Here is a 19,042-nt window from a genome sequence, read left to right as displayed (position 1 = left end):
AAGGCAGCTTTTTTTATTGGAAGTATTTCTCTAATCCGCTTTCGATCCCATCTGTTACTTTTTCCTGGTATGAATTGCTATGTACAATGGCTTCTTCCTGCGGATGGCTTACATATCCCAGCTCATACAGCATAGCGGGCTGTCTGTTTTCCCGGAGCACATAATAATCTCCGAATAATACGCCGCGGTCTGGAATGGAAGAACGCTTCACTACTTCTGAGTGGACATCTGATGCGAGTTCCTGATCTTTGGCAGGACTGTAGTAATATGCAGTACTGCCTCTTGTAGAGGTATCCGCATAGCTGTCATAATGAATGCTGATAAAGGCGTCAGCGTTGCGGTAGTGAGACGTAGAGACCCGTGACTGCAGGCTGACAAAGGTATCATCCTGGCGTGTCACATATACATCCGCTCCAGCCGATCTAAGTTTGCTGGCGAGCAGTTTTGCCGTTTTGATCGTCAGGTTTTTCTCGAATTTCCCCGAATACCCGATCGTTCCGCTGTCTTTTCCTCCATGTCCCGGGTCAACAATAATCGTTTTATTGTTTAGAGAGCCGTTTCCAGACGGGGAATCAGAGACTGGCGGTTCACCTGCTTCTTCTGCGCTTTTAGACGTTTGGACCACCCAATTGGCTACATAAGCAGTCTGCCCGTTATCAAGCTTTATTTCATACCAGCTTCCCTTTGAACCGGTAATGGTGTATGAATCTCCTTTGGCAGCACGCTCAACGATCGAAGCTGATGTTGACGCATCACTTCTTAGATTCGTTCCTCCGTACATGATATAGGCTTTTTTAGCGGAGGATGAACTGCCGGCATTTGCTGAATCATCAGCTGGAACAGAACTAGTCAAAAGGTAATGGCTCGCAACCCAGCCTTTTAGCCCGTTCACCTCAATGTGAGCCCAGCCATTTTTCTCGTTGAGAACCGTCAGTTTCGTTCCGCGATCAAGTTTTGTTATAATTGCCGCGTCATGTGAGGCGGAGGCCCTTACATTTAGCGAAGAAACACCGACTGTGCCCGTCGTTGACGCACCGGAATCCTCGGTTTGGTCACTCTCATCAGACGCTGAACTGCTGCCTCCTGACGTGACATATTCAGATGATACCCATCCGGTGGCACTGTGATAGGATATCTTGATCCAGCCCGAATCTTTATCAATGACAGATGCTTGGCTGCCTTGCGGGAATTTGCCGATGACTTCGTAGGAAGTGCCCGGACCGCTTCTCATCCGCAGATCGGGGTCTGTTGATGTCACAGTGCCACTGCTTCCTGAGGAGCTTGTGTTGGCCTGGTCTTCCTTTGTAATAAGCCAGGAGACTACCCAGCCCTTTTCTCCGGAACCAAGCTGTATCTGCACCCAGTCTCCATCTTCCTTTAAAATCGGATAGCGTTCTCCCTTTTTTACTTCCGCTGTAATGCCGTAGCTAAGCCCAGGGCCGCTTCTGACGTTCATTTCATCTGTTGCGATGACCGCTTCTCCTTGAGCAGCTGTAACGGATGAAAAGGTCGGGAATAGCGCTGCGGTGAAAATAATACATACAATAAGGACAAAGTATTTCTTGTTCATTGTGTCCTCCTTTCTGATGATCATTAAAAAAGCATTCTTGTTTAATATCGTAAAGTCCTTTCTGATTTTTAAATAAAAATAAAATGATTTGTTTATACTAAGCGTAAATACAATCAAAAAGGTGTGCAAATCATGAAATATCATCCAAAAATGGGACGTGCATTTCACGACGGTGAAGCGAATCTGCATTACAGCGATCACGCAGATCCCGATACGACTGGTTATCTTACGGAAACAGCATCTGAATTTGGTCTTATGTCCAAAGAAGCAGCGCTGAGGAAAAACAACCGGAATAAAGCTTGACAGAGAACCCCAATCCCATTATTATAATAGAAATTGAGTACATAGCAAATGATGAAAGATTTGAACCAATAATGGAGAAGAGTAGGTCAGATTGCATGATTAGAGAGGAACCCGCCCCAGGCTGAAAGCGGATCCCATTGCGTCTTTCTCGAAACAACACTCCGGAGGTTTCCTGCTGAACGCGTGAATAACGCCATTAGGCAGTGAACGTGAACCTGCGTTAAAGGATCGAGCGGGAATATGAACGTATTCCAACTAGGGTGGCACCACGGGTATAACTCTCGTCCCTACTATCATGTATAGTAGGGGCGGGAGTTTTTTTCATTTTCATCATAAACGATCATTGGATATTTTATAAGGAATACATAAGGAGGTCTACCTATGGGATATAACATTCCGAGAGGAACACAGGATATTCTGCCTGGAGAATCAGATCGCTGGCAGTATGTTGAACAAATTATGAGAGACACTTGCCGCACTTATCAATATAAAGAAATCCGCACACCGATTTTTGAGCATACAGAACTGTTTGCCAGAGGCGTCGGAGAATCAACGGATATCGTACAAAAAGAAATGTATACCTTTGAGGACCGCAAAGGCAGAAGCCTGACGCTTCGTCCGGAGGGAACAGCTGCTGCGGTTCGCGCTTTTAATGAAAACAAGCTGTTCGCAAATCCTGTACAGCCGACAAAGCTTTATTATGTCGGGCCGATGTTCCGTTATGAACGTCCTCAGACGGGCCGTTACCGCCAGTTTTATCAGTTTGGAATTGAAGCGATTGGTTCGAAAGACCCTGCAATCGACGCTGAAGTAATGGCGCTTGCGATGAGTATTTATCAAAAAGCGGGTCTGCAAAACGTTAAGCTTGTCATAAACAGTCTTGGCGATCAAGATAGCCGCAAAAGCTACAGAGAAGCGCTCGTGAAACACTTCGAGCCTCGCATCGAAGAATTTTGTTCAGACTGCCAGTCACGGCTGCACACGAACCCGCTTAGAATCTTGGACTGCAAAAAAGACCGAGATCATGAGCTGATGAAATCAGCGCCTTCAATTTTGACGTATTTAAACGATGAATCGGCCGCTTATTTTGAAAAAGTGAAACAATACTTAAATGATCTGGGCATTTCGTATGAAATCGATCCGAACCTTGTGAGAGGGCTGGATTATTACAACCACACCGCATTTGAAATTATGAGCAATGCGGAGGGCTTCGGCGCGATTACGACACTTGCCGGCGGCGGACGCTACGACGGACTTGTCGAACAGATCGGCGGACCTGAAGCACCGGGCATCGGATTTGCGATGAGCATCGAACGCTTGCTTGCCGCAATTGATGCTGAAAAACGAGAGCTGCCTGTTGATAAGGGAATCGACTGCTATATCGTCACACTCGGCGAAAAAGCAAAGGATTATTCTGTTTCATTGGTGTACAAACTGAGAGAAGCAGGCATTTCCAGTGAAATCGATTATGAAAATAAGAAAATGAAAGGCCAGTTTAAAACAGCTGATCGCTTAAATGCCAGATTTATTGCGATTTTGGGTGAAGATGAGCTTGCCCAAAACAAAATCAATGTAAAGGATGCACAGACGGGCGAACAGATTGAAGTGGCACTTGATGAATTTATACATGTGATGAAGGCAAACCAAAAGGGATAAGGAGTGAAACGCATTGTTTGGAAGAACATATTATTGCGGTGATATAACTGAAAAAGCAATTGGCGAATCTGTAACGCTGAAAGGCTGGGTCCAAAAAAGACGAGACCTCGGCGGATTGATTTTTATTGACTTGCGTGACCGTACGGGCATTGTTCAAGTCGTTTTTAACCCTGATGTGTCAAAAGAAGCGCTTGCTATTGCGGAAGGCATCAGAAATGAATACGTGCTTGATATTCAAGGAAAAGTGGTGGCGCGTGAAGAGGGAACAGTTAATCCGAATTTGAAAACAGGCGCGATCGAAATACATGCTGATGGAGTGAACGTATTAAATGCTGCAAAGACACCTCCATTTGCGATTTCTGATCAAGCAGAAGAAGTGTCAGAGGACGTTCGTTTAAAACACCGTTACTTAGATTTGCGCAGACCGGCTATGTTCCAGACGATGCAGCTGCGCCATAACGTGACGAAAGCTGTTCGCAGCTTTTTAGATGAAAATGGGTTTCTTGATATTGAAACGCCGATTTTAACAGGAAGCACGCCTGAAGGCGCACGTGACTACTTGGTGCCGAGCCGTGTGCACGAAGGTGAGTTCTACGCACTGCCGCAGTCCCCGCAGCTATTTAAACAGCTTCTGATGGTATCAGGCATTGAACGATATTATCAAATTGCCCGCTGTTTCCGCGATGAAGACTTGCGTGCGGACCGTCAGCCTGAGTTTACGCAAATTGATATTGAAATGTCCTTTATGAGCCAGGAAGACATTATGTCATTGGCTGAGGAGATGATGGCAAAGGTTATGCGTGAAACAAAAGGTGAGGAACTTAAGCTTCCTCTTCCTCGAATGACGTATGACGAAGCAATGAACAAGTACGGTTCTGATAAACCGGATACGCGTTTTGACATGCTTTTGACGGATGTGTCTGACATTGTAAAGGATACGGAATTTAAAGTGTTCTCATCAGCTGTAGCAAACGGCGGCGTGGTTAAAGCTATCAACGTAAAAGGCGGTGCCGGCGATTACTCCAGAAAAGACATCGACGCTCTTGGCGCTTTTGCTGCAAACTACGGGGCAAAAGGGCTTGCCTGGGTGAAGGTTGAGGCAGACGGAGTGAAAGGCCCGATCGCTAAATTCTTTGATGAAGAAAAGCAGTCTAAGCTGATTGAAGCACTTGATGCAGCTGAAGGCGATTTGCTGCTGTTCGGAGCGGATCAATTCGAAGTTGTGGCCGCATCACTCGGCGCCCTGCGCTTAAAGCTTGGGAAAGAGCGCGGGCTGATTGACGAAAAATTGTTCAATTTCTTATGGGTCATCGACTGGCCGCTATTAGAGCATGATCCGGAAGAAGGCCGTTTTTACGCAGCGCACCATCCGTTCACAATGCCTGTCCGAGAAGACCTTGAGCTGATTGAAACAGCGCCTGAAGACATGAAAGCACAAGCTTATGACCTCGTTTTAAACGGCTATGAGCTTGGCGGCGGTTCAATCCGTATTTTTGAAAAGGATATTCAGGAAAAAATGTTTGCGCTTCTCGGCTTCTCACCAGAAGAAGCGGCTGAACAGTTTGGATTCCTGCTGGAAGCATTTGAATACGGCGCTCCTCCGCACGGCGGAATCGCACTCGGCTTAGACCGTCTCGTTATGCTTCTAGCTGGACGTACGAACCTGAGAGATACGATTGCATTCCCGAAAACGGCAAGTGCAAGCTGCCTGATGACAGAAGCGCCAGGCGAAGTAAGCGACGCCCAGCTTGACGAGCTTCATCTTTCTATCAAGAAAAAAGTTAAGAACTGAATGTGCAGTTCGATTCTTGAAAATCAAAATCGTCTGTGATATGATTTTGACAAGTTAAATAAAGTCCTGATGTGTTAGTTGTACACCTAGTTTTGACCGAACATTTTTTTGATTTGGGAGCCCGCATTTTTAAATGGCGTACATGCCTCTTTTCATTCGGTAAAGAGGACTTACAAGATTTAAAAGAGGGCACCCACCTGCTGAGAGCGGGTTCAAAACAAAGGAAAGCTGCAACGGCACTATTGGGACTTTATTTTTTGTGCGCAGAAAAACGGCTGCTCATGGATCAGCCATTTTATAGATGAAACCAGAATACGAATGTGGAGTGAGGTTCTTGTTACACCAGTTTTCACGCAATGAATTAGCTATCGGAAAAGAAGGGCTTGAAACGCTGAAAAACAGCACAGTTGCTGTGCTTGGAGTCGGGGGAGTTGGGTCGTTCGCGGCGGAAGCTCTCGCGCGGTCAGGCGTCGGCCGCATTCTGCTTGTCGACAAAGATGATGTCGACATTACAAATGTAAACCGTCAGCTTCACGCGCTGCTTTCAACTGTCGGACAGCCGAAAGTTGATTTAATGAAGGCGCGGATCGCAGACATTAACCCGGAGTGTGAAGTGATCGCGTTAAAAATGTTCTATACGGAGGAAACGTATGAGCAGTTTTTTGACTATGATCTTGACTATGTCATTGATGCGTCAGACACGATTCATTATAAAATTCATTTAATGAAAGAATGTCTGAAACGGGATATTCCGCTCATCTCCAGCATGGGTGCAGCAAATAAAACGGATCCGACACGCTTCCAAATCGCTGATATCTCAAAAACGCACACTGATCCAATTGCGAAGGTCGTCCGTACGAGATTGCGCAAAGAGGGTATCAAAAAAGGTGTTCAAGTGATTTTCTCTGATGAAAGTCCGATTGTCATTCGGGAAGATGTCAGAAAAGAAGTGGGAAATGACGAAGCGAAAATCCGTAAAGCAAAAATGCCGCCTTCCTCTAATGCTTTTGTGCCGTCAGTTGCAGGTTTGATTATGGGCGGACATGTTGTCATGGATCTTTTGAAAGACATTGAAATCAAACGTGTGAAGGATAAATAATGCATAAAAACAGCCTTGATGATCAAGGCTGTTTTTGTTTTATTTTCTTTTCATTAATTTATCGTACACCTGCTTTAAGGCGGATTCGAATTTTCCTGTCTGTTTCGGCTTATAGTATTGCTTATTTTTCAGAGGATCAGGGAGGTATTGTTGTTCGACCCAACCGTTGTCGTAATTGTGCGGGTATTTATAGTCGATTCCTCTTCCTAATTCCTGAGCCCCTTTATAATGCGCGTCTTTTAAATGCTTCGGGACATCCCCGATTTTTCCGGCTCTGATATCTGCCAGGGCCTCATCGATTGCCAGAATGGCAGAGTTTGATTTCGGTGAGAGGCAAAGCTCAATAACTGCGTTGGCCAGAGGGATTCGCGCTTCAGGAAACCCGACTCGCTCAGCGGTCTGAATAGCGTTCAGCACTCTAGGGCCGGCTTGCGGGCTTGCTAAACCGATATCTTCATAGGCGATGACAAGCAATCGTCTTGCGATGCTCTCCAGATCACCGGCTTCAATTAATCTAGCCAAATAGTGAAGAGCAGCGTTGGCATCAGAGCCGCGGATCGATTTTTGAAAAGCGGACAGTACATCATAATGCGCGTCACCATCTTTATCGTGAGAAAAGCTTTTTTTCTGCAAGCATTCTTCCGCGGTTTCTAATGTAATGTGAATTTCACCGTCTGCTGACTCCTTCGTTGACAACACGGCAAGCTCAAGCGCATTTAAAGCGGAGCGGACATCTCCTCCGCATCCGTTGGCAAAATGCTCCATTGCCTGATCATCAATGGATACAGAATAGGTGCCAAGGCCCCGATGTTCATCATGGAGCGCACGTTCCAGTGCCTGTTTAATCAGATCAGGTGTTAACGGTTCAAGCTCAAAAATCTGGGTCCGGCTTCTGATCGCCGGATTAATGGCATGATACGGGTTAGCCGTCGTTGCTCCGATCAAAATGATCATCCCGTTTTCTAAATAGGGTAATAGAAAATCCTGTTTACCTTTATCCAGCCTGTGGACTTCATCCAGAATCAAAATCACTTGGCCGGACATCTTGGCTTCCTGAGCTACGATTTCCATATCTTTTTTATTGTTAATGACAGCATTCAGCTTTCGAAAAGCAATACTTGTTGAACCGGCGATTGCTGTTGCGATTGATGTTTTTCCAATTCCGGGCGGCCCGTACAAAATCATGGATGACAAATGTTTTGCCTGGACCATTCTGCCAATAATTTTATCTTCAGCCACCAGATGCTGCTGGCCGATAATATCCTCTATTTTTGTCGGACGCATCCGATATGCCAATGGCTTCATCTATCATCTCTCCTTACTTAATTACAGGGTAACGGAAAACCGTACATTAGAAAAGGGTAAAGGCCCCTTTCCTTCTGCCTCAATGAAAATTCGCTGAAGGTATGTTATAATAACAGTTGGTCTATAAGATAATAAACGGACGAAACATATAGAAATTACCATTATAAATGTGGAAAATCATGAAATAACAGAGGTGTTCATGTTGAAAATATCAACTAAGGGAAGATACGGGCTCACCATTATGATCGAGCTTGCAAAAAAGCACGGTGAAGGCCCGACTTCATTAAAAAGCATCGCACAGACGAATAATTTGTCCGAGCATTATTTGGAGCAGCTGGTATCGCCGCTCAGAAATGCCGGTTTAGTGAAAAGCATCAGAGGCGCATATGGCGGATATGTATTAGGCAGTGAGCCGGATGCCATTACCGCGGGAGATATTATCCGTGTGCTTGAGGGGCCGATCAGCCCTGTTGAAGTGCTGGAAGATGAGGAGCCTGCCAAGCGTGAGCTCTGGATTCGCATCCGGGATGCTGTAAAAGAGGTTTTAGACAGTACAACATTAGAGGATCTTGCCAGCTATACAGACGGAGAGCAAGAAGCTTATATGTTCTATATTTAGATCAGAGGTGTAAACATAATGGAACGGATTTATTTAGATCATGCCGCAACGTCTCCGATGGATGAGCGCGTGCTGGAAAAAATGATACCGCACTTCTCCGGCAGTTTCGGTAATCCCTCCAGTATTCATTCATTTGGCAGAGAATCTCGAAAATGGGTGGATGAAGCAAGAGCGCAAATCGCAGCAGAAATCGGAGCGGCAGAGCAGGAGATCATTTTTACAAGTGGGGGAACGGAAGCTGATAACTTGGCGATCATGGGAACCGCACTTGCAAGAAAAGATCTTGGCAGACATATCATCACAACAAAAATTGAGCATCACGCCGTGCTTCACACATGTGAAAAACTTGAGGAAGACGGATTTGACATAACGTATCTGGACGTTGACCAAAATGGAAGAGTCAGTGCAAAACAGGTGAAAGAAGCACTGCGTGATGATACAATCCTTGTGACAGTGATGTATGGAAATAATGAAGTTGGAACAGTGCAGCCGATCGAAGAAATCGGTGAGCTGTTAAAGGAACACAAAGCTTATTTTCATACCGATGCTGTTCAGGCATTCGGGTTGCTGCCAATTGATGTGAAAAACAGCCATATTGACCTTCTGTCTGTTTCCGGGCACAAGCTCAACGGGCCAAAAGGGACAGGCTTTTTATATGCTAGTAAAGATGTGAAGCTTTCACCGCTTTTATTCGGAGGAGAGCAAGAAAGAAAACGCCGTGCCGGAACCGAAAATGTTCCAGGCATTGTCGGGCTGAAAGAAGCGATCAAGCTGTCAAGTGAAGAACGGGACGAAAAAAACGAGAAGTATCAATCGTTTAAAGCAATCTTTGCCGACACGCTTAGAGATGCAGGTGTGGCATTCGAGATCAACGGGGACAAAGAGCATAGTCTGCCGCATGTTCTGAATCTTTATTTCCCCGGTGTGTCAGTGGAAGCGCTGCTGGTTAATCTTGATATGGCGGGTGTCGCTGTCTCCAGCGGTTCAGCGTGCACGGCCGGTTCAGTCCTGCCGTCACATGTTCTGACTGCTATGTTCGGAGAAGAGAGTGACCGGCTGACGTCCTCTATTCGAATCAGCTTCGGCCTCGGCAATACGGCTGAGCAAGTGAAAACTGCTGCCAAACATGTGGCCGACGTTGTCAAACGGCTGACACAATAAGGCGGCTTAGTAATTGGAGTGAATGAAATGGAAAAACGGCCGGAGGATACAAGAGTCGTCGTCGGCATGTCCGGCGGAGTAGACTCATCTGTGGCGGCCCTGCTGTTAAAAGAACAGGGCTATGATGTAATCGGAATCTTTATGAAAAATTGGGACGATACGGACGAAAACGGTTTTTGCACGGCGACAGAGGATTATGAAGATGTGATCCGCGTCTGCAACCAAATCGGAATTCCGTATTATGCCGTAAACTTTGAAAAGCAATATTATGAGAAGGTATTTCAATACTTCCTTGATGAATATAAAGCAGGCAGAACACCAAACCCGGATGTACTGTGCAACAAAGAAATTAAATTCAAGGCCTTTTTGGAGCATGCATTGTCACTTGGCGCCGACTATTTAGCGACTGGCCACTATGCAAGATTAGACAGAAGCGGCGGAAAAGTCAGAATGCTGCGCGGCATTGATGAAAACAAGGATCAAACGTACTTCTTGAATCAGCTGACAGAAGATACGCTGAGCAAAGTCATGTTCCCGATCGGCGAACTTCAAAAAAGCCGTGTGCGTGAAATCGCCAAAGAAGCAGAACTTGCAACGGCGACGAAAAAAGACAGTACAGGCATCTGCTTTATCGGCGAACGCAACTTCAAAACGTTTCTCAGCCAATATCTCCCTGCACAGCCGGGCGATATGATGACGATGGACGGTGAAGTAAAAGGCCGTCACGACGGGTTGATGTATTACACGATCGGACAGCGTCACGGCCTTGGCATCGGCGGAAGCGGCGAGCCGTGGTTTGCGGTAGGCAAAGATCTTGAAAAGAACATCCTCTACGTGGATCAAGGGTTCCATAACCCGCTTTTATATTCTGACAAAATCACAGCAACAAATATCAGCTGGGTACGTTCGGATATCATGAAGGGCGAAGAGATTTCCTGCACGGCTAAATTCCGTTACCGCCAAGAAGATCATAAAGTAACGGTGCGCATGACTGGCGAGGGTGAAGCGGAAGTCATCTTTGATGAACAAGTCCGCGCTGTAACGCCGGGACAAGCCGTTGTCTTCTATGACGGCGAAGAATGTCTTGGCGGCGGGACAATTGATGATGTGTACAAAGACGGAACAAAATTGTGGTACGTATAAAAGATGAAAAACCTCAACACTGAGTTGGGGTTTTTTAATGAAAGGAAGATGATCGGTGGATTATAATCAACTCGGTATAGAGGCGATGCAGGAAGGCGATTACGAGAAAGCGGCAGAGGCATTTACAAAAGCGATTGAAGAAAATAAAGAAGACGCGATTCCGTATATCAATTTTGCCAACCTGCTTTCATCCGTAAACGAGCTGGAACGTGCGCTTGCGTTTTATGATAAAGCGCTTGAATTAGACAATAGCGCAGCCACTGCTTATTATGGAGCAGGAAATGTCTATGTTGTAAAAGAAATGTACAAAGAAGCGAAAGACATGTTTGAAAAAGCGCTTCGTGCGGGGATGGAAAACGGCGACCTGTTTTACATGCTCGGAACGGTGCTTGTCAAGCTCGAACAGCCTAAGCTTGCACTGCCATATTTACAAAGAGCGGTCGAACTGAATGAAAACGATACGGAAGCGCGTTTTCAATTCGGGATGTGCTTAGCCAACGAGGGCATGCTGGACGAAGCGCTCAGCCAATTCGCAGCTGTAACAGAGCAAGACCCGGGGCATGCAGATGCATTTTATAATGCCGGTGTCGCTTATGCTTATAAAGAAAACCGAGAAAAAGCGCTGGAAATGCTGGACAAGGCAATCGATATCCAGCCAGATCATATGCTTGCGCTTCATGCTAAAAAACTGATTGATCCATCATAACAGGCACAGGAGGAGGGACAGCTCGTGCAGCAGCATCCGGATCAGCTTAAACTGGAGGAAGAGCCCTATTTAAAAGGGACAGTCAACACAGTCATCTATCATAATGACACCAATTTATATACGGTTCTGAAAGTGAAAGTCACAGAGACCTCCGAAGCCATTGAAGATAAAGCCGTATCCGTGACGGGCTACTTCCCTGCGCTTCAAGAAGAAGAGACCTATACGTTTTACGGAAAGATCGTAACCCATCCAAAATTCGGGCTCCAATTTCAGGCGGAGCATTTCAAAAAGGAGATTCCAACGACTAAGGAAGGCATCATTCAATATTTATCGAGTGATTTATTCGAGGGAATCGGCAAAAAAACTGCTGAAGAAATTGTGAAAAAGCTGGGCGACAGCGCCATTAATAAAATATTGGCTGACGCTTCAGTGCTTTATGATGTTCCCAGACTCTCAAAAAAGAAAGCCGACACGCTGGCCGGTGCATTGCAGCGGCATCAGGGACTGGAGCAAATCATGATTTCCTTGAATCAGTTTGGTTTTGGCCCGCAGCTGTCTATGAAAATCTATCAAGCCTATGAATCCGAGACGCTTGAAAAGATTCAGGAAAATCCTTATCAGCTTGTGAAGGATGTAGAAGGCATCGGGTTTGGGAAAGCAGATGAGCTGGGCAGCAGAATGGGTCTTTCGGGTAACCATCCTGAGCGGGTAAAAGCTGCTATTTTGTACACGCTTGAAACGACTTGTTTGTCAGAGGGGCACACGTACATAGAAACAGAACAGCTGATCATTGACACCCAATCTCTGTTAAACCAGTCAGCAAGGGAAGGGCAGCGCATCACAGAAATGGATGCCGCTAACGCGATTATTGCCCTTGGAGAAAATAAAGACATTGTCATAGAAGATGGCCGCTGTTATTTTCCATCGCTGTTTTACGCAGAACAAAACGTTGCAAAGCGTGTGAAACATATCGCTAGCCAAACCGAATATGAGAACCAGTTTCCCGAATCAGAGTTTTTGCTCGCGTTGGGAGAACTGGAAGAACGGATGAACGTTCAGTATGCCCCCAGCCAGAAGAAAGCGATTCAAAAAGCCCTTTCCTCGCCGATGCTTCTTTTAACAGGCGGTCCGGGAACAGGGAAAACGACGGTAATCAGAGGGATTGTCGAGCTCTACGGAGAGCTTCACGGTGTGTCACTAGACCCGTCAGCTTATAAAAAGGATGAAGCTTTTCCGATTGTTTTGGCCGCTCCGACAGGGAGAGCAGCAAAACGGATGAGTGAATCAACGGGACTTCCTGCAGTCACGATACACAGGCTGCTTGGCTGGAACGGCGCTGAAGGCTTTACTCATACAGAGGATCAGCCGATCGAAGGGAAACTGTTAATTATCGATGAAGCCAGTATGCTTGATATATGGCTGGCGAATCATTTGTTCAAGGCGATCCCTGATCATATACAAATCATCATTGTCGGAGACGAAGACCAGCTGCCTTCCGTCGGTCCGGGACAAGTGCTCAGAGACCTGCTGGCATCCCAGGTAATTCCGACTGTGAGACTGACAGACATCTATCGCCAGGCGGAGGGGTCATCAATCGTCGAGCTTGCCCACCAGATGAAAAATGGATTGCTGCCGAATAATTTGACTGCCCCGACAAAGGACCGTTCCTTTATTCGTTGCGGAGGCTCGCAAATTAAAGAAGTTGTTGAGAAGGTTGTCGCCAATGCATTGAAAAAAGGCTATACGGCAAAGGACATTCAGGTCCTCGCTCCGATGTACAGAGGAAAAGCCGGCATCAATGAATTGAATGTGATGCTGCAGGACATTTTAAATCCTCCTAAAGAAAAACGGAGAGAATTGAAGTTCGGGGATGTTGTCTACAGAACCGGAGATAAAATTTTGCAGCTTGTTAATCAGCCGGAAAACAATGTGTTCAACGGAGATATTGGCGAAATCACGTCGATATTTTATGCAAAGGAAAATACAGAAAAAGAAGACATGGCCGTCGTTTCTTTTGACGGCAATGAAATGACATTTACGAAAAAAGATTTTAATCAATTTACCCATGCGTATTGCTGTTCTATTCATAAATCGCAGGGAAGTGAATTTCCGATTGTGGTTCTGCCTGTTGTGAAAGGCTATTATAGAATGCTCAGAAGAAACCTTCTTTATACCGCGATTACAAGAGCGAAGAAATTTCTCATTTTATGCGGTGAGGAGGAGGCGCTGGAGTGGGGCGTAAAAAATAATGATGCAACTGTCAGACAAACCTCCTTAAAAAACAGGCTGTCCGTACAGGTTGAGGAAATGGATGCCGAGCTTGAGGCTCTCCAAAAAGAGCTCCCGTTCAGCGTACACGACGCCAACATTGGCATGGAAGGCATTACACCATTCGATTTTATGAAAGAAGAACAGCAATAAAATGCTCCCGTGTAAGCGGGAGTTTTTTTCATTTGCAGTGGAATTGATTTCATCGTATGAGTCTAAGTCGCAAAGCAAAACCTAAGCCTGTTCAACAAAAGGTGGTTGATCACACTTTGAGAACATGCCATGAAGTAGAAGGATTCCCAGTATACTCAGAACGAACTTCTTGTTATCTCGGGGCAATTTCCGATATTTGTTTTTCTCTGAAAGGAGATTGTCTTGGGTTTATTCTTGCACAAAAACGCTTTTTGCATCATCATCATGCGCTATTACGGGCGTGTGATATCTCTTCCATTCTTGATGACCGCATATTGGCTTCGGTCAGTTCAGAACAGCTTCTGCCTCTTCCGAAAACATGCTTCACATACGAGCAGATGAAGATGAAGCTTGTGAAATCGCAAGAGGGGGATATATTGGGGATGCTGGAAGATGTATACTTTTGTTTGGACAGGGGCATAATCGTAGCATATGAACTCTCGGACGGTTTCTTTTCTGACCTGGCGGGAAGCAAGCGCCAGATCCAAAGAGCGGATTCGCTTGTCGAGGTGCGGAAAGACGAGATCGTTCTGAACGGATAGAGGTGTGAGGTATGCTTATATGCCCGAATTGCAAAAGTAAGGATATCGGCAAAATCGGCGTGAACCAATATTATTGCTGGGGCTGTTTTATTGAACTGACAGTGGCGAAAGGGAAGATTGCAACTCATCAGGTGGAAGAAGACGGAACGTTAAGCAGCTTGGATGATTTGTTTTCTGAGGATGAACGCAGCATCAATTTTTAATCATGAAAGGAGATGCGCAGGATGAATCGGACGATGACTTCTCTTTTGGCAATGGGAGCCGGAGCTCTCGTGTACCGAATGGCGACTCAATCTGACATGCTGAATAATCGAAGCATGAAGCGGATGAGAAGAAGAATTACGAAAATGTTTTAATGCAAAAAGGATACTCTCCAAAGAGTATCCTTTTCTATGTTTGCCGGACCTCGAGGCGTCTTGCTGCGAGTGAAAGGCTGTAGTTGACTGCGAAATACATAAGGGCCGCAAGTAAAAAGATCGGGAAAAAATAACTGCCGTCTGCGCTTTGGCCGTTTATAATTTGCGCGTTGTGAATCAGTTCAGGCAAGGCGATCACAACAGCGAGCGATGTATCTTTTAATAAAGAAATAAACTGGCTTACGATGGGCGGAACCATGCGGCGAAGCGCTTGCGGCATGACGATAAAGAACAGGGTCTGTGTATAGCTCAGCCCGGAGGAGCGCGCCGCTTCAATTTGTCCTTTGTCAATTGATTTCAGTCCGCTTCGGATAATTTCAGATAGCATAGCGGATTCAAAAATCGTTAGTGCTGTAATTGCAGCAGCTGTAATTTCAAGCTTAATCCCAATTTCCGGAAGGGCAAAAAACGTAAAGAAAATAATTAACAGCAAGGGGAGGTTTCTGATCGTTTCAACGAGAACCGCAATCAATTGAGAAAGAACGGGAACTTTCGCATAACGCAGGGTTCCTGCGATTAAACCGAAGAAAAAGCTCAGAATGATGGAGATGAAAGCAACGTACAAGGTGACGAGAAAGCCATCCCATAAAAATGCTAAATGCTCCTGTGAATAAGCACCGATGAAATCCAATGTAACTCACTCCTTATCAATAGCTTTTTTCCAGCCGTTTTTCCAGATAGTTAACACCGATGCTAAGCGGAATCGTCAGCACTAAGTAAAAAAGCGCCACAAAAATATAAACATCAAATACAACGAGTGTGCTCGACGAAACTAAATCGGCTTGGTACATAAGATCCAATCCGGCCACAACCCCAAGAATCGAAGAGTTTTTGACTAAGTTTAAAAATTGATTGCCTAAAGGCGGCATGACGATTTTGATTGCCTGCGGCAAAATGATATGGAGCATGGCTTGGCTGTAGGTAAAGCCTGACGAGCGTGCCGCTTCCATCTGCCCTTTTGAAACAGACTGGATGCCTGCTCTGATGGCTTCAGCGATAAACGCAGAGGTATAAATGGTGAGAGCAACCGTTCCCGCTTGAAAACCGTCAAGCCTCAGGCCTGCGTTTGGAAGTCCGAAATAGAAAACAAAGGTAATTAAAAGAAGAGGGATGTTGCGGATGAACTCTACATATGCGGTCCCGAGCCATTGCAGCGGCTTAAAGACTGTTATTCTCATAACCGCTACAGCAACGCCGAGGACAAAACTGCCGGCCAGCGCGATAACACTTGCGAGCAAGGTATGGTAAAAACCGTCCATATACATGCCGAAGTTATCGAAAAGAATTGACACATTCATCTGCCTATTCACTCCTTATCAAATCGGGATGAGCATCACCTGCTCATCCCGGGATGGTTGTTATTCAGCTGGGTCTTCTTTAATCCATTTTTTATAAATTTCATCGTATCTGCCATCCGACTTCATCTTTTTAAGTGAAGCGTTGATTTCTTTCGCGAGAGCCGATTGCCCTTTTTTCACGGCGATCCCGTAAGGCTCATCTGTAAAAGGCTTTCCTGTTAATTGATAATTTTTATTTTCATCAGCCATTCCATATAAAATCGCATTATCTGTGGTGAGGGCATCGCCTTGCCCCGATTTAAGGGCTGTAAAGGCTTCTGCGTAGTTTTCAAATTCTAAAACAGATGCTTCAGGCGCCTTTTCACGAATGTTTTGAGAGGAGGTGGAGCCTTTTACTGCAAGAACTTTTGAGCCTTTGCCAAGATCCTCGACACTCTTGATTTTGCTGCCTTTTTTCACGAGCAGCGATTGCCCGGCCTCGAAATAGACATCAGAAAAGTCAACTTCCTTTTTTCGTTCTTCAGTGATCGTCATTGTGGCGACAATGGCGTCGATATCCCCGTTTTGCAGCATAGGAATCCTTGTTTTTGAGGTGACCTCTTTAAATTCAGCTTTTTTCTCATCGCCTAAAATGTCTTTAGCGATTTGTTTGGCAATATCAATATCAAAACCCTCAATCTCACCTGAGCTTGGATTTTTAAGACCGAACAGTCGAGTGTCCGTTTTTACGCCGAAGACAATTTTGTCATTGTCTTTAATGGCGGCTAGCGTATCTTTTTTGCTCTCCTTTGAGGCTTCTCCGTTTGATCCCTTGCTGCCGCAAGCGGCAAGCAAGATGACAGCGAATAAAGAAATCAATGCTAAAGAAAAAATCTTTTTCATACAAGCTCCCCCATTTCTGTTTTAATGATTTAAAATACGGCTTAAGAATAAGCGGGCCCGTTCTTCCTTTGGGTTCGCGTAAAACTCAGCCGGCATTGCTTCTTCTAAAATTTTTCCTCCGTCAATGAAGACAATCCGGTCGGCAACTTCTTTGGCAAACCCCATTTCGTGTGTCACGACAACCATTGTCATGCCTTCTTTGGCGAGTGTTTTCATGACATCTAACACCTCGCCGATCATTCCAGGATCAAGTGCTGATGTCGGCTCGTCAAACAGCATGACCTCCGGCTTCATCGCCAGTCCTCTTGCGATGGCAACACGCTGCTGCTGCCCGCCGGAAAGCTGGGAAGGATAGGCGTCACCCTTGTCTGGGATGCCGACTTTTTCAAGATAGTACCGCGCCGTTTCCTTTGCTTGTTCAGGTGATTGTTTAAGCACTTTTACCGGAGCCAGCATGATGTTCTGCAGCACTGTTTTATGCGGATATAAATGAAAGTGCTGAAACACCATCCCGATATTCCGCCGCACTTGATTGATATCAGTTTTTCTGTCGTTAATGACGGTGCCGTTTACTGTGAGCACTCCCTCATTGATCGTCTCAAGTCTGTTGATGCATCTGAGCAATGTGCTTTTACCGGAACCGGATGGGCCGATGATAACAACGACTTCGCCTTTTTCGATTTGAAGATTAATTTGTTTTAACACGTGAAAATCTCCGTAATGCTTGTTTACATTTTGAAATGTGATCATCGCAATCCTCCTATCAGAAATTTGACCAAAAAGTAAATGATCAAACTTTTCTGAAAATTAAATGTGGAAAAATGTCCATGACTTCTGGCTGACTAAAGAAACATAAAGAATAATTCCGTGTAAACCTCAAAAGATATAGGTGAGGTGAAAGCAGATGCTCCAAAAACCGGTGCAGCTTTTGTTGTGGGTGGCTATTTGTTTGCTGGTTCTGTTAACAGTCTATGTCTTTTTTATGCTTGATATGTTATGGTCACCCTTTTGGCTCGTCATAAAAACGATCTTTATTCCCTTGATCATTTCTATTTTTATATCTTATTTATTGCTTCCGGTCACGGAATGGCTGCATGGCAAAGGATTGCCTAGGACTTTGAGCATCTTGGTCATTTATGTTCTTTTTTTTGGCGGGATTGGCTGGGCGTTGTATAAAGGGGTGCCTGTTTTAATCGTGCAGCTGACGGATTTGTCAGAAAATATACCCATGTTTGCCGAAACGTATAACGGGCTTCTTCTTCATGTTCATAACCATACGGATGACTGGCCTGATGGTATGCATCACCGTATAGATAAAATGATCCGCCAGACGGAGGCGTTTTTTGCGGGAACGATCGAGAGTGCGATCAGCGGGATCCGCAATGTGCTTGATTACTTCTTAATTGCTGCAACAATCCCTTTTCTCGTGTTTTATATGGTGAAGGACATTGAATTAATGAAAAAGACAGTATGGTACTTGACTCCGAAGTCGTGGAGAAAGCGGGGCAGCGCCTTTTTGCGGGATGTGGATGATTCGCTTGGCGATTATATCCGCGGCCAGCTTTTGGTCTGCTTGATTCTTGGCGTGATTGCAGGCATTTCGTTCTGGGTATTTGGGCTTCCATATCCGCTGATACTTGGCCTTATCTCTGGAGTAACGAATGTCATCCCGTATTTTGGCCCTTTCATCGGAGCTGTTCCTGCGTTGTTAATTGCGATGACGATCTCAGTCAAGGCGGTTCTTGTTGTGGTGATTACGGTGTTTATTCTGCAGTTTATGGAAGGAAATATCCTCAGTCCGTTCATTGTCGGCAGAAGCCTTAAAATGCATCCGGTCGTTATCATGCTTGCACTCCTTGCCGGAGGGGAGCTTGCGGGAATCGTCGGGATGATTCTGGCTGTTCCTGCGACGGCTGTTTTAAAAGTAATGATGATCCATTTTTTGCGGATGAGGACGGAGCATTGACATCGGCGTGCCGCTTGTCTATAATTTCTCGTAGAATACATACGAATCTCGAGTGACGGATCTGAGTACGCCGAAGCCCTGTTAAAGAGAGAAGCTCCATAAGCTGAAAGGAGCTTTATCAGAA

At 45.5% G+C, this 19,042-nt stretch carries 19 protein-coding genes, 1 other RNA gene and 1 other annotated feature; of the genes, 14 read left to right on the top strand and 6 right to left on the bottom strand.

The window, feature by feature from the left end:
* Positions 1-13: 13 nt before the first annotated feature.
* On the bottom strand, positions 14-1,570 hold the full coding sequence (locus tag ACZ07B_RS05025; RefSeq protein ID WP_464876976.1) for an SH3 domain-containing protein: 1,557 nt from the start codon (positions 1,568-1,570) through the stop codon (positions 14-16).
* Positions 1,571-1,702: 132 nt separating this feature from the next.
* Here ACZ07B_RS05025 and ACZ07B_RS05020 point away from each other — a divergent pair, with 132 nt between their 5' ends.
* The 5 genes from ACZ07B_RS05020 (at position 1,703) to ACZ07B_RS05000 (ending at position 6,420) form a co-directional block, all read left to right on the top strand.
* Positions 1,703-1,873, top strand: a complete 171-nt coding sequence (locus ACZ07B_RS05020) for a YrzK family protein (protein ID WP_004399157.1) — start codon at positions 1,703-1,705, stop codon at positions 1,871-1,873.
* Positions 1,874-1,932: 59 nt separating this feature from the next.
* Positions 1,933-2,165 (top strand) — a binding site (T-box leader).
* A gap of 89 nt (positions 2,166-2,254) precedes the next feature.
* Positions 2,255-3,529: a histidine--tRNA ligase gene (hisS, locus tag ACZ07B_RS05015; RefSeq protein WP_047182959.1), complete on the top strand. Its 1,275-nt coding sequence runs from the start codon at positions 2,255-2,257 to the stop codon at positions 3,527-3,529.
* A gap of 13 nt (positions 3,530-3,542) precedes the next feature.
* Positions 3,543-5,321 carry an aspartate--tRNA ligase gene (gene aspS / locus ACZ07B_RS05010; RefSeq protein WP_015384241.1) on the top strand — a complete coding sequence of 593 codons (1,779 nt, stop codon included), beginning with the start codon at positions 3,543-3,545 and terminating at the stop codon, positions 5,319-5,321.
* 60 nt (positions 5,322-5,381) lie between these two features.
* Positions 5,382-5,574, top strand: a non-coding RNA gene (gene ssrS / locus ACZ07B_RS05005) — 6S RNA.
* A gap of 81 nt (positions 5,575-5,655) precedes the next feature.
* Positions 5,656-6,420 (top strand): tRNA threonylcarbamoyladenosine dehydratase, encoded by a 765-nt coding sequence (locus ACZ07B_RS05000; RefSeq protein WP_014477514.1) that lies wholly within the window; start codon positions 5,656-5,658, stop codon positions 6,418-6,420.
* 39 nt (positions 6,421-6,459) lie between these two features.
* Here ACZ07B_RS05000 and ACZ07B_RS04995 read toward each other — a convergent pair whose 3' ends face one another.
* Positions 6,460-7,725: a replication-associated recombination protein A gene (locus tag ACZ07B_RS04995; RefSeq protein WP_063335522.1), complete on the bottom strand. Its 1,266-nt coding sequence runs from the start codon at positions 7,723-7,725 to the stop codon at positions 6,460-6,462.
* 202 nt (positions 7,726-7,927) lie between these two features.
* Between ACZ07B_RS04995 and cymR the strand changes: the two genes are divergently transcribed.
* The 8 genes from cymR to ACZ07B_RS04955 all read left to right on the top strand — a co-directional run bounded on the left by cymR (position 7,928) and on the right by ACZ07B_RS04955 (position 14,712).
* A complete protein-coding gene (cymR, locus tag ACZ07B_RS04990; RefSeq protein WP_003225879.1) occupies positions 7,928-8,344 on the top strand; it encodes a cysteine metabolism transcriptional regulator CymR in 417 nt (138 codons plus the stop codon).
* 18 nt (positions 8,345-8,362) lie between these two features.
* Positions 8,363-9,505: a cysteine desulfurase family protein gene (locus ACZ07B_RS04985; RefSeq protein ID WP_014477512.1), complete on the top strand. Its 1,143-nt coding sequence runs from the start codon at positions 8,363-8,365 to the stop codon at positions 9,503-9,505.
* A 27-nt stretch (positions 9,506-9,532) separates the two neighbouring features.
* Positions 9,533-10,648 carry a tRNA 2-thiouridine(34) synthase MnmA gene (mnmA, locus tag ACZ07B_RS04980; RefSeq protein WP_464876975.1) on the top strand — a complete coding sequence of 372 codons (1,116 nt, stop codon included), beginning with the start codon at positions 9,533-9,535 and terminating at the stop codon, positions 10,646-10,648.
* 85 nt (positions 10,649-10,733) lie between these two features.
* On the top strand, positions 10,734-11,354 hold the full coding sequence (locus ACZ07B_RS04975; RefSeq protein WP_202926392.1) for a tetratricopeptide repeat protein: 621 nt from the start codon (positions 10,734-10,736) through the stop codon (positions 11,352-11,354).
* Positions 11,355-11,378: 24 nt separating this feature from the next.
* Positions 11,379-13,775 (top strand): SF1B family DNA helicase RecD2, encoded by a 2,397-nt coding sequence (gene recD2 / locus ACZ07B_RS04970; RefSeq protein ID WP_464876974.1) that lies wholly within the window; start codon positions 11,379-11,381, stop codon positions 13,773-13,775.
* 56 nt (positions 13,776-13,831) lie between these two features.
* Positions 13,832-14,356 (top strand): PRC-barrel domain-containing protein, encoded by a 525-nt coding sequence (locus ACZ07B_RS04965; protein ID WP_080262650.1) that lies wholly within the window; start codon positions 13,832-13,834, stop codon positions 14,354-14,356.
* Between the two features lie 11 nt (positions 14,357-14,367).
* Positions 14,368-14,559 carry a hypothetical protein gene (locus ACZ07B_RS04960; protein WP_003225893.1) on the top strand — a complete coding sequence of 64 codons (192 nt, stop codon included), beginning with the start codon at positions 14,368-14,370 and terminating at the stop codon, positions 14,557-14,559.
* A 21-nt stretch (positions 14,560-14,580) separates the two neighbouring features.
* Positions 14,581-14,712 (top strand): YrzQ family protein, encoded by a 132-nt coding sequence (locus tag ACZ07B_RS04955; protein ID WP_003229780.1) that lies wholly within the window; start codon positions 14,581-14,583, stop codon positions 14,710-14,712.
* 34 nt (positions 14,713-14,746) lie between these two features.
* Here ACZ07B_RS04955 and ACZ07B_RS04950 read toward each other — a convergent pair whose 3' ends face one another.
* The 4 genes from ACZ07B_RS04950 to ACZ07B_RS04935 are packed head-to-tail and all read right to left on the bottom strand — an operon-like array spanning position 14,747 to position 17,702.
* On the bottom strand, positions 14,747-15,403 hold the full coding sequence (locus ACZ07B_RS04950) for an amino acid ABC transporter permease (protein ID WP_003229784.1): 657 nt from the start codon (positions 15,401-15,403) through the stop codon (positions 14,747-14,749).
* 16 nt (positions 15,404-15,419) lie between these two features.
* Entirely contained in the window at positions 15,420-16,070 is a 651-nt protein-coding gene (locus ACZ07B_RS04945; protein WP_086344138.1) for an amino acid ABC transporter permease, read from the bottom strand.
* A gap of 60 nt (positions 16,071-16,130) precedes the next feature.
* Complete coding sequence (gene glnH, locus ACZ07B_RS04940) at positions 16,131-16,952, bottom strand: glutamine ABC transporter substrate-binding protein GlnH (protein WP_024572806.1); 822 nt, start codon at positions 16,950-16,952, stop codon at positions 16,131-16,133.
* Between the two features lie 21 nt (positions 16,953-16,973).
* Complete coding sequence (locus tag ACZ07B_RS04935; RefSeq protein ID WP_464876973.1) at positions 16,974-17,702, bottom strand: amino acid ABC transporter ATP-binding protein; 729 nt, start codon at positions 17,700-17,702, stop codon at positions 16,974-16,976.
* Positions 17,703-17,856: 154 nt separating this feature from the next.
* Between ACZ07B_RS04935 and ACZ07B_RS04930 the strand changes: the two genes are divergently transcribed.
* Entirely contained in the window at positions 17,857-18,918 is a 1,062-nt protein-coding gene (locus ACZ07B_RS04930; RefSeq protein ID WP_270580925.1) for an AI-2E family transporter, read from the top strand.
* Positions 18,919-19,042: the final 124 nt, after the last annotated feature.

Source organism: Bacillus sp. 9.4, from assembly GCF_055486415.1.
This window is presented reverse-complemented; position numbering and strand designations above follow the sequence as displayed.

Coding starts and splice junctions, on each gene's coding strand:
- ACZ07B_RS05025 (WP_464876976.1), bottom strand. CDS start 1,570: ATGAACAAGAAATACTTTGTCCTTATTGTATGTATTATTTTCACCGCA.
- ACZ07B_RS05020 (WP_004399157.1), top strand. CDS start 1,703: ATGAAATATCATCCAAAAATGGGACGTGCATTTCACGACGGTGAAGCG.
- hisS (WP_047182959.1), top strand. CDS start 2,255: ATGGGATATAACATTCCGAGAGGAACACAGGATATTCTGCCTGGAGAA.
- ACZ07B_RS04995 (WP_063335522.1), bottom strand. CDS start 7,725: ATGAAGCCATTGGCATATCGGATGCGTCCGACAAAAATAGAGGATATT.
- ACZ07B_RS04985 (WP_014477512.1), top strand. CDS start 8,363: ATGGAACGGATTTATTTAGATCATGCCGCAACGTCTCCGATGGATGAG.
- mnmA (WP_464876975.1), top strand. CDS start 9,533: ATGGAAAAACGGCCGGAGGATACAAGAGTCGTCGTCGGCATGTCCGGC.
- ACZ07B_RS04975 (WP_202926392.1), top strand. CDS start 10,734: ATGCAGGAAGGCGATTACGAGAAAGCGGCAGAGGCATTTACAAAAGCG.
- ACZ07B_RS04965 (WP_080262650.1), top strand. CDS start 13,832: ATGAGTCTAAGTCGCAAAGCAAAACCTAAGCCTGTTCAACAAAAGGTG.
- ACZ07B_RS04960 (WP_003225893.1), top strand. CDS start 14,368: ATGCTTATATGCCCGAATTGCAAAAGTAAGGATATCGGCAAAATCGGC.
- ACZ07B_RS04955 (WP_003229780.1), top strand. CDS start 14,581: ATGAATCGGACGATGACTTCTCTTTTGGCAATGGGAGCCGGAGCTCTC.
- ACZ07B_RS04945 (WP_086344138.1), bottom strand. CDS start 16,070: ATGAATGTGTCAATTCTTTTCGATAACTTCGGCATGTATATGGACGGT.
- glnH (WP_024572806.1), bottom strand. CDS start 16,952: ATGAAAAAGATTTTTTCTTTAGCATTGATTTCTTTATTCGCTGTCATC.
- ACZ07B_RS04935 (WP_464876973.1), bottom strand. CDS start 17,702: ATGATCACATTTCAAAATGTAAACAAGCATTACGGAGATTTTCACGTG.
- ACZ07B_RS04930 (WP_270580925.1), top strand. CDS start 17,857: ATGCTCCAAAAACCGGTGCAGCTTTTGTTGTGGGTGGCTATTTGTTTG.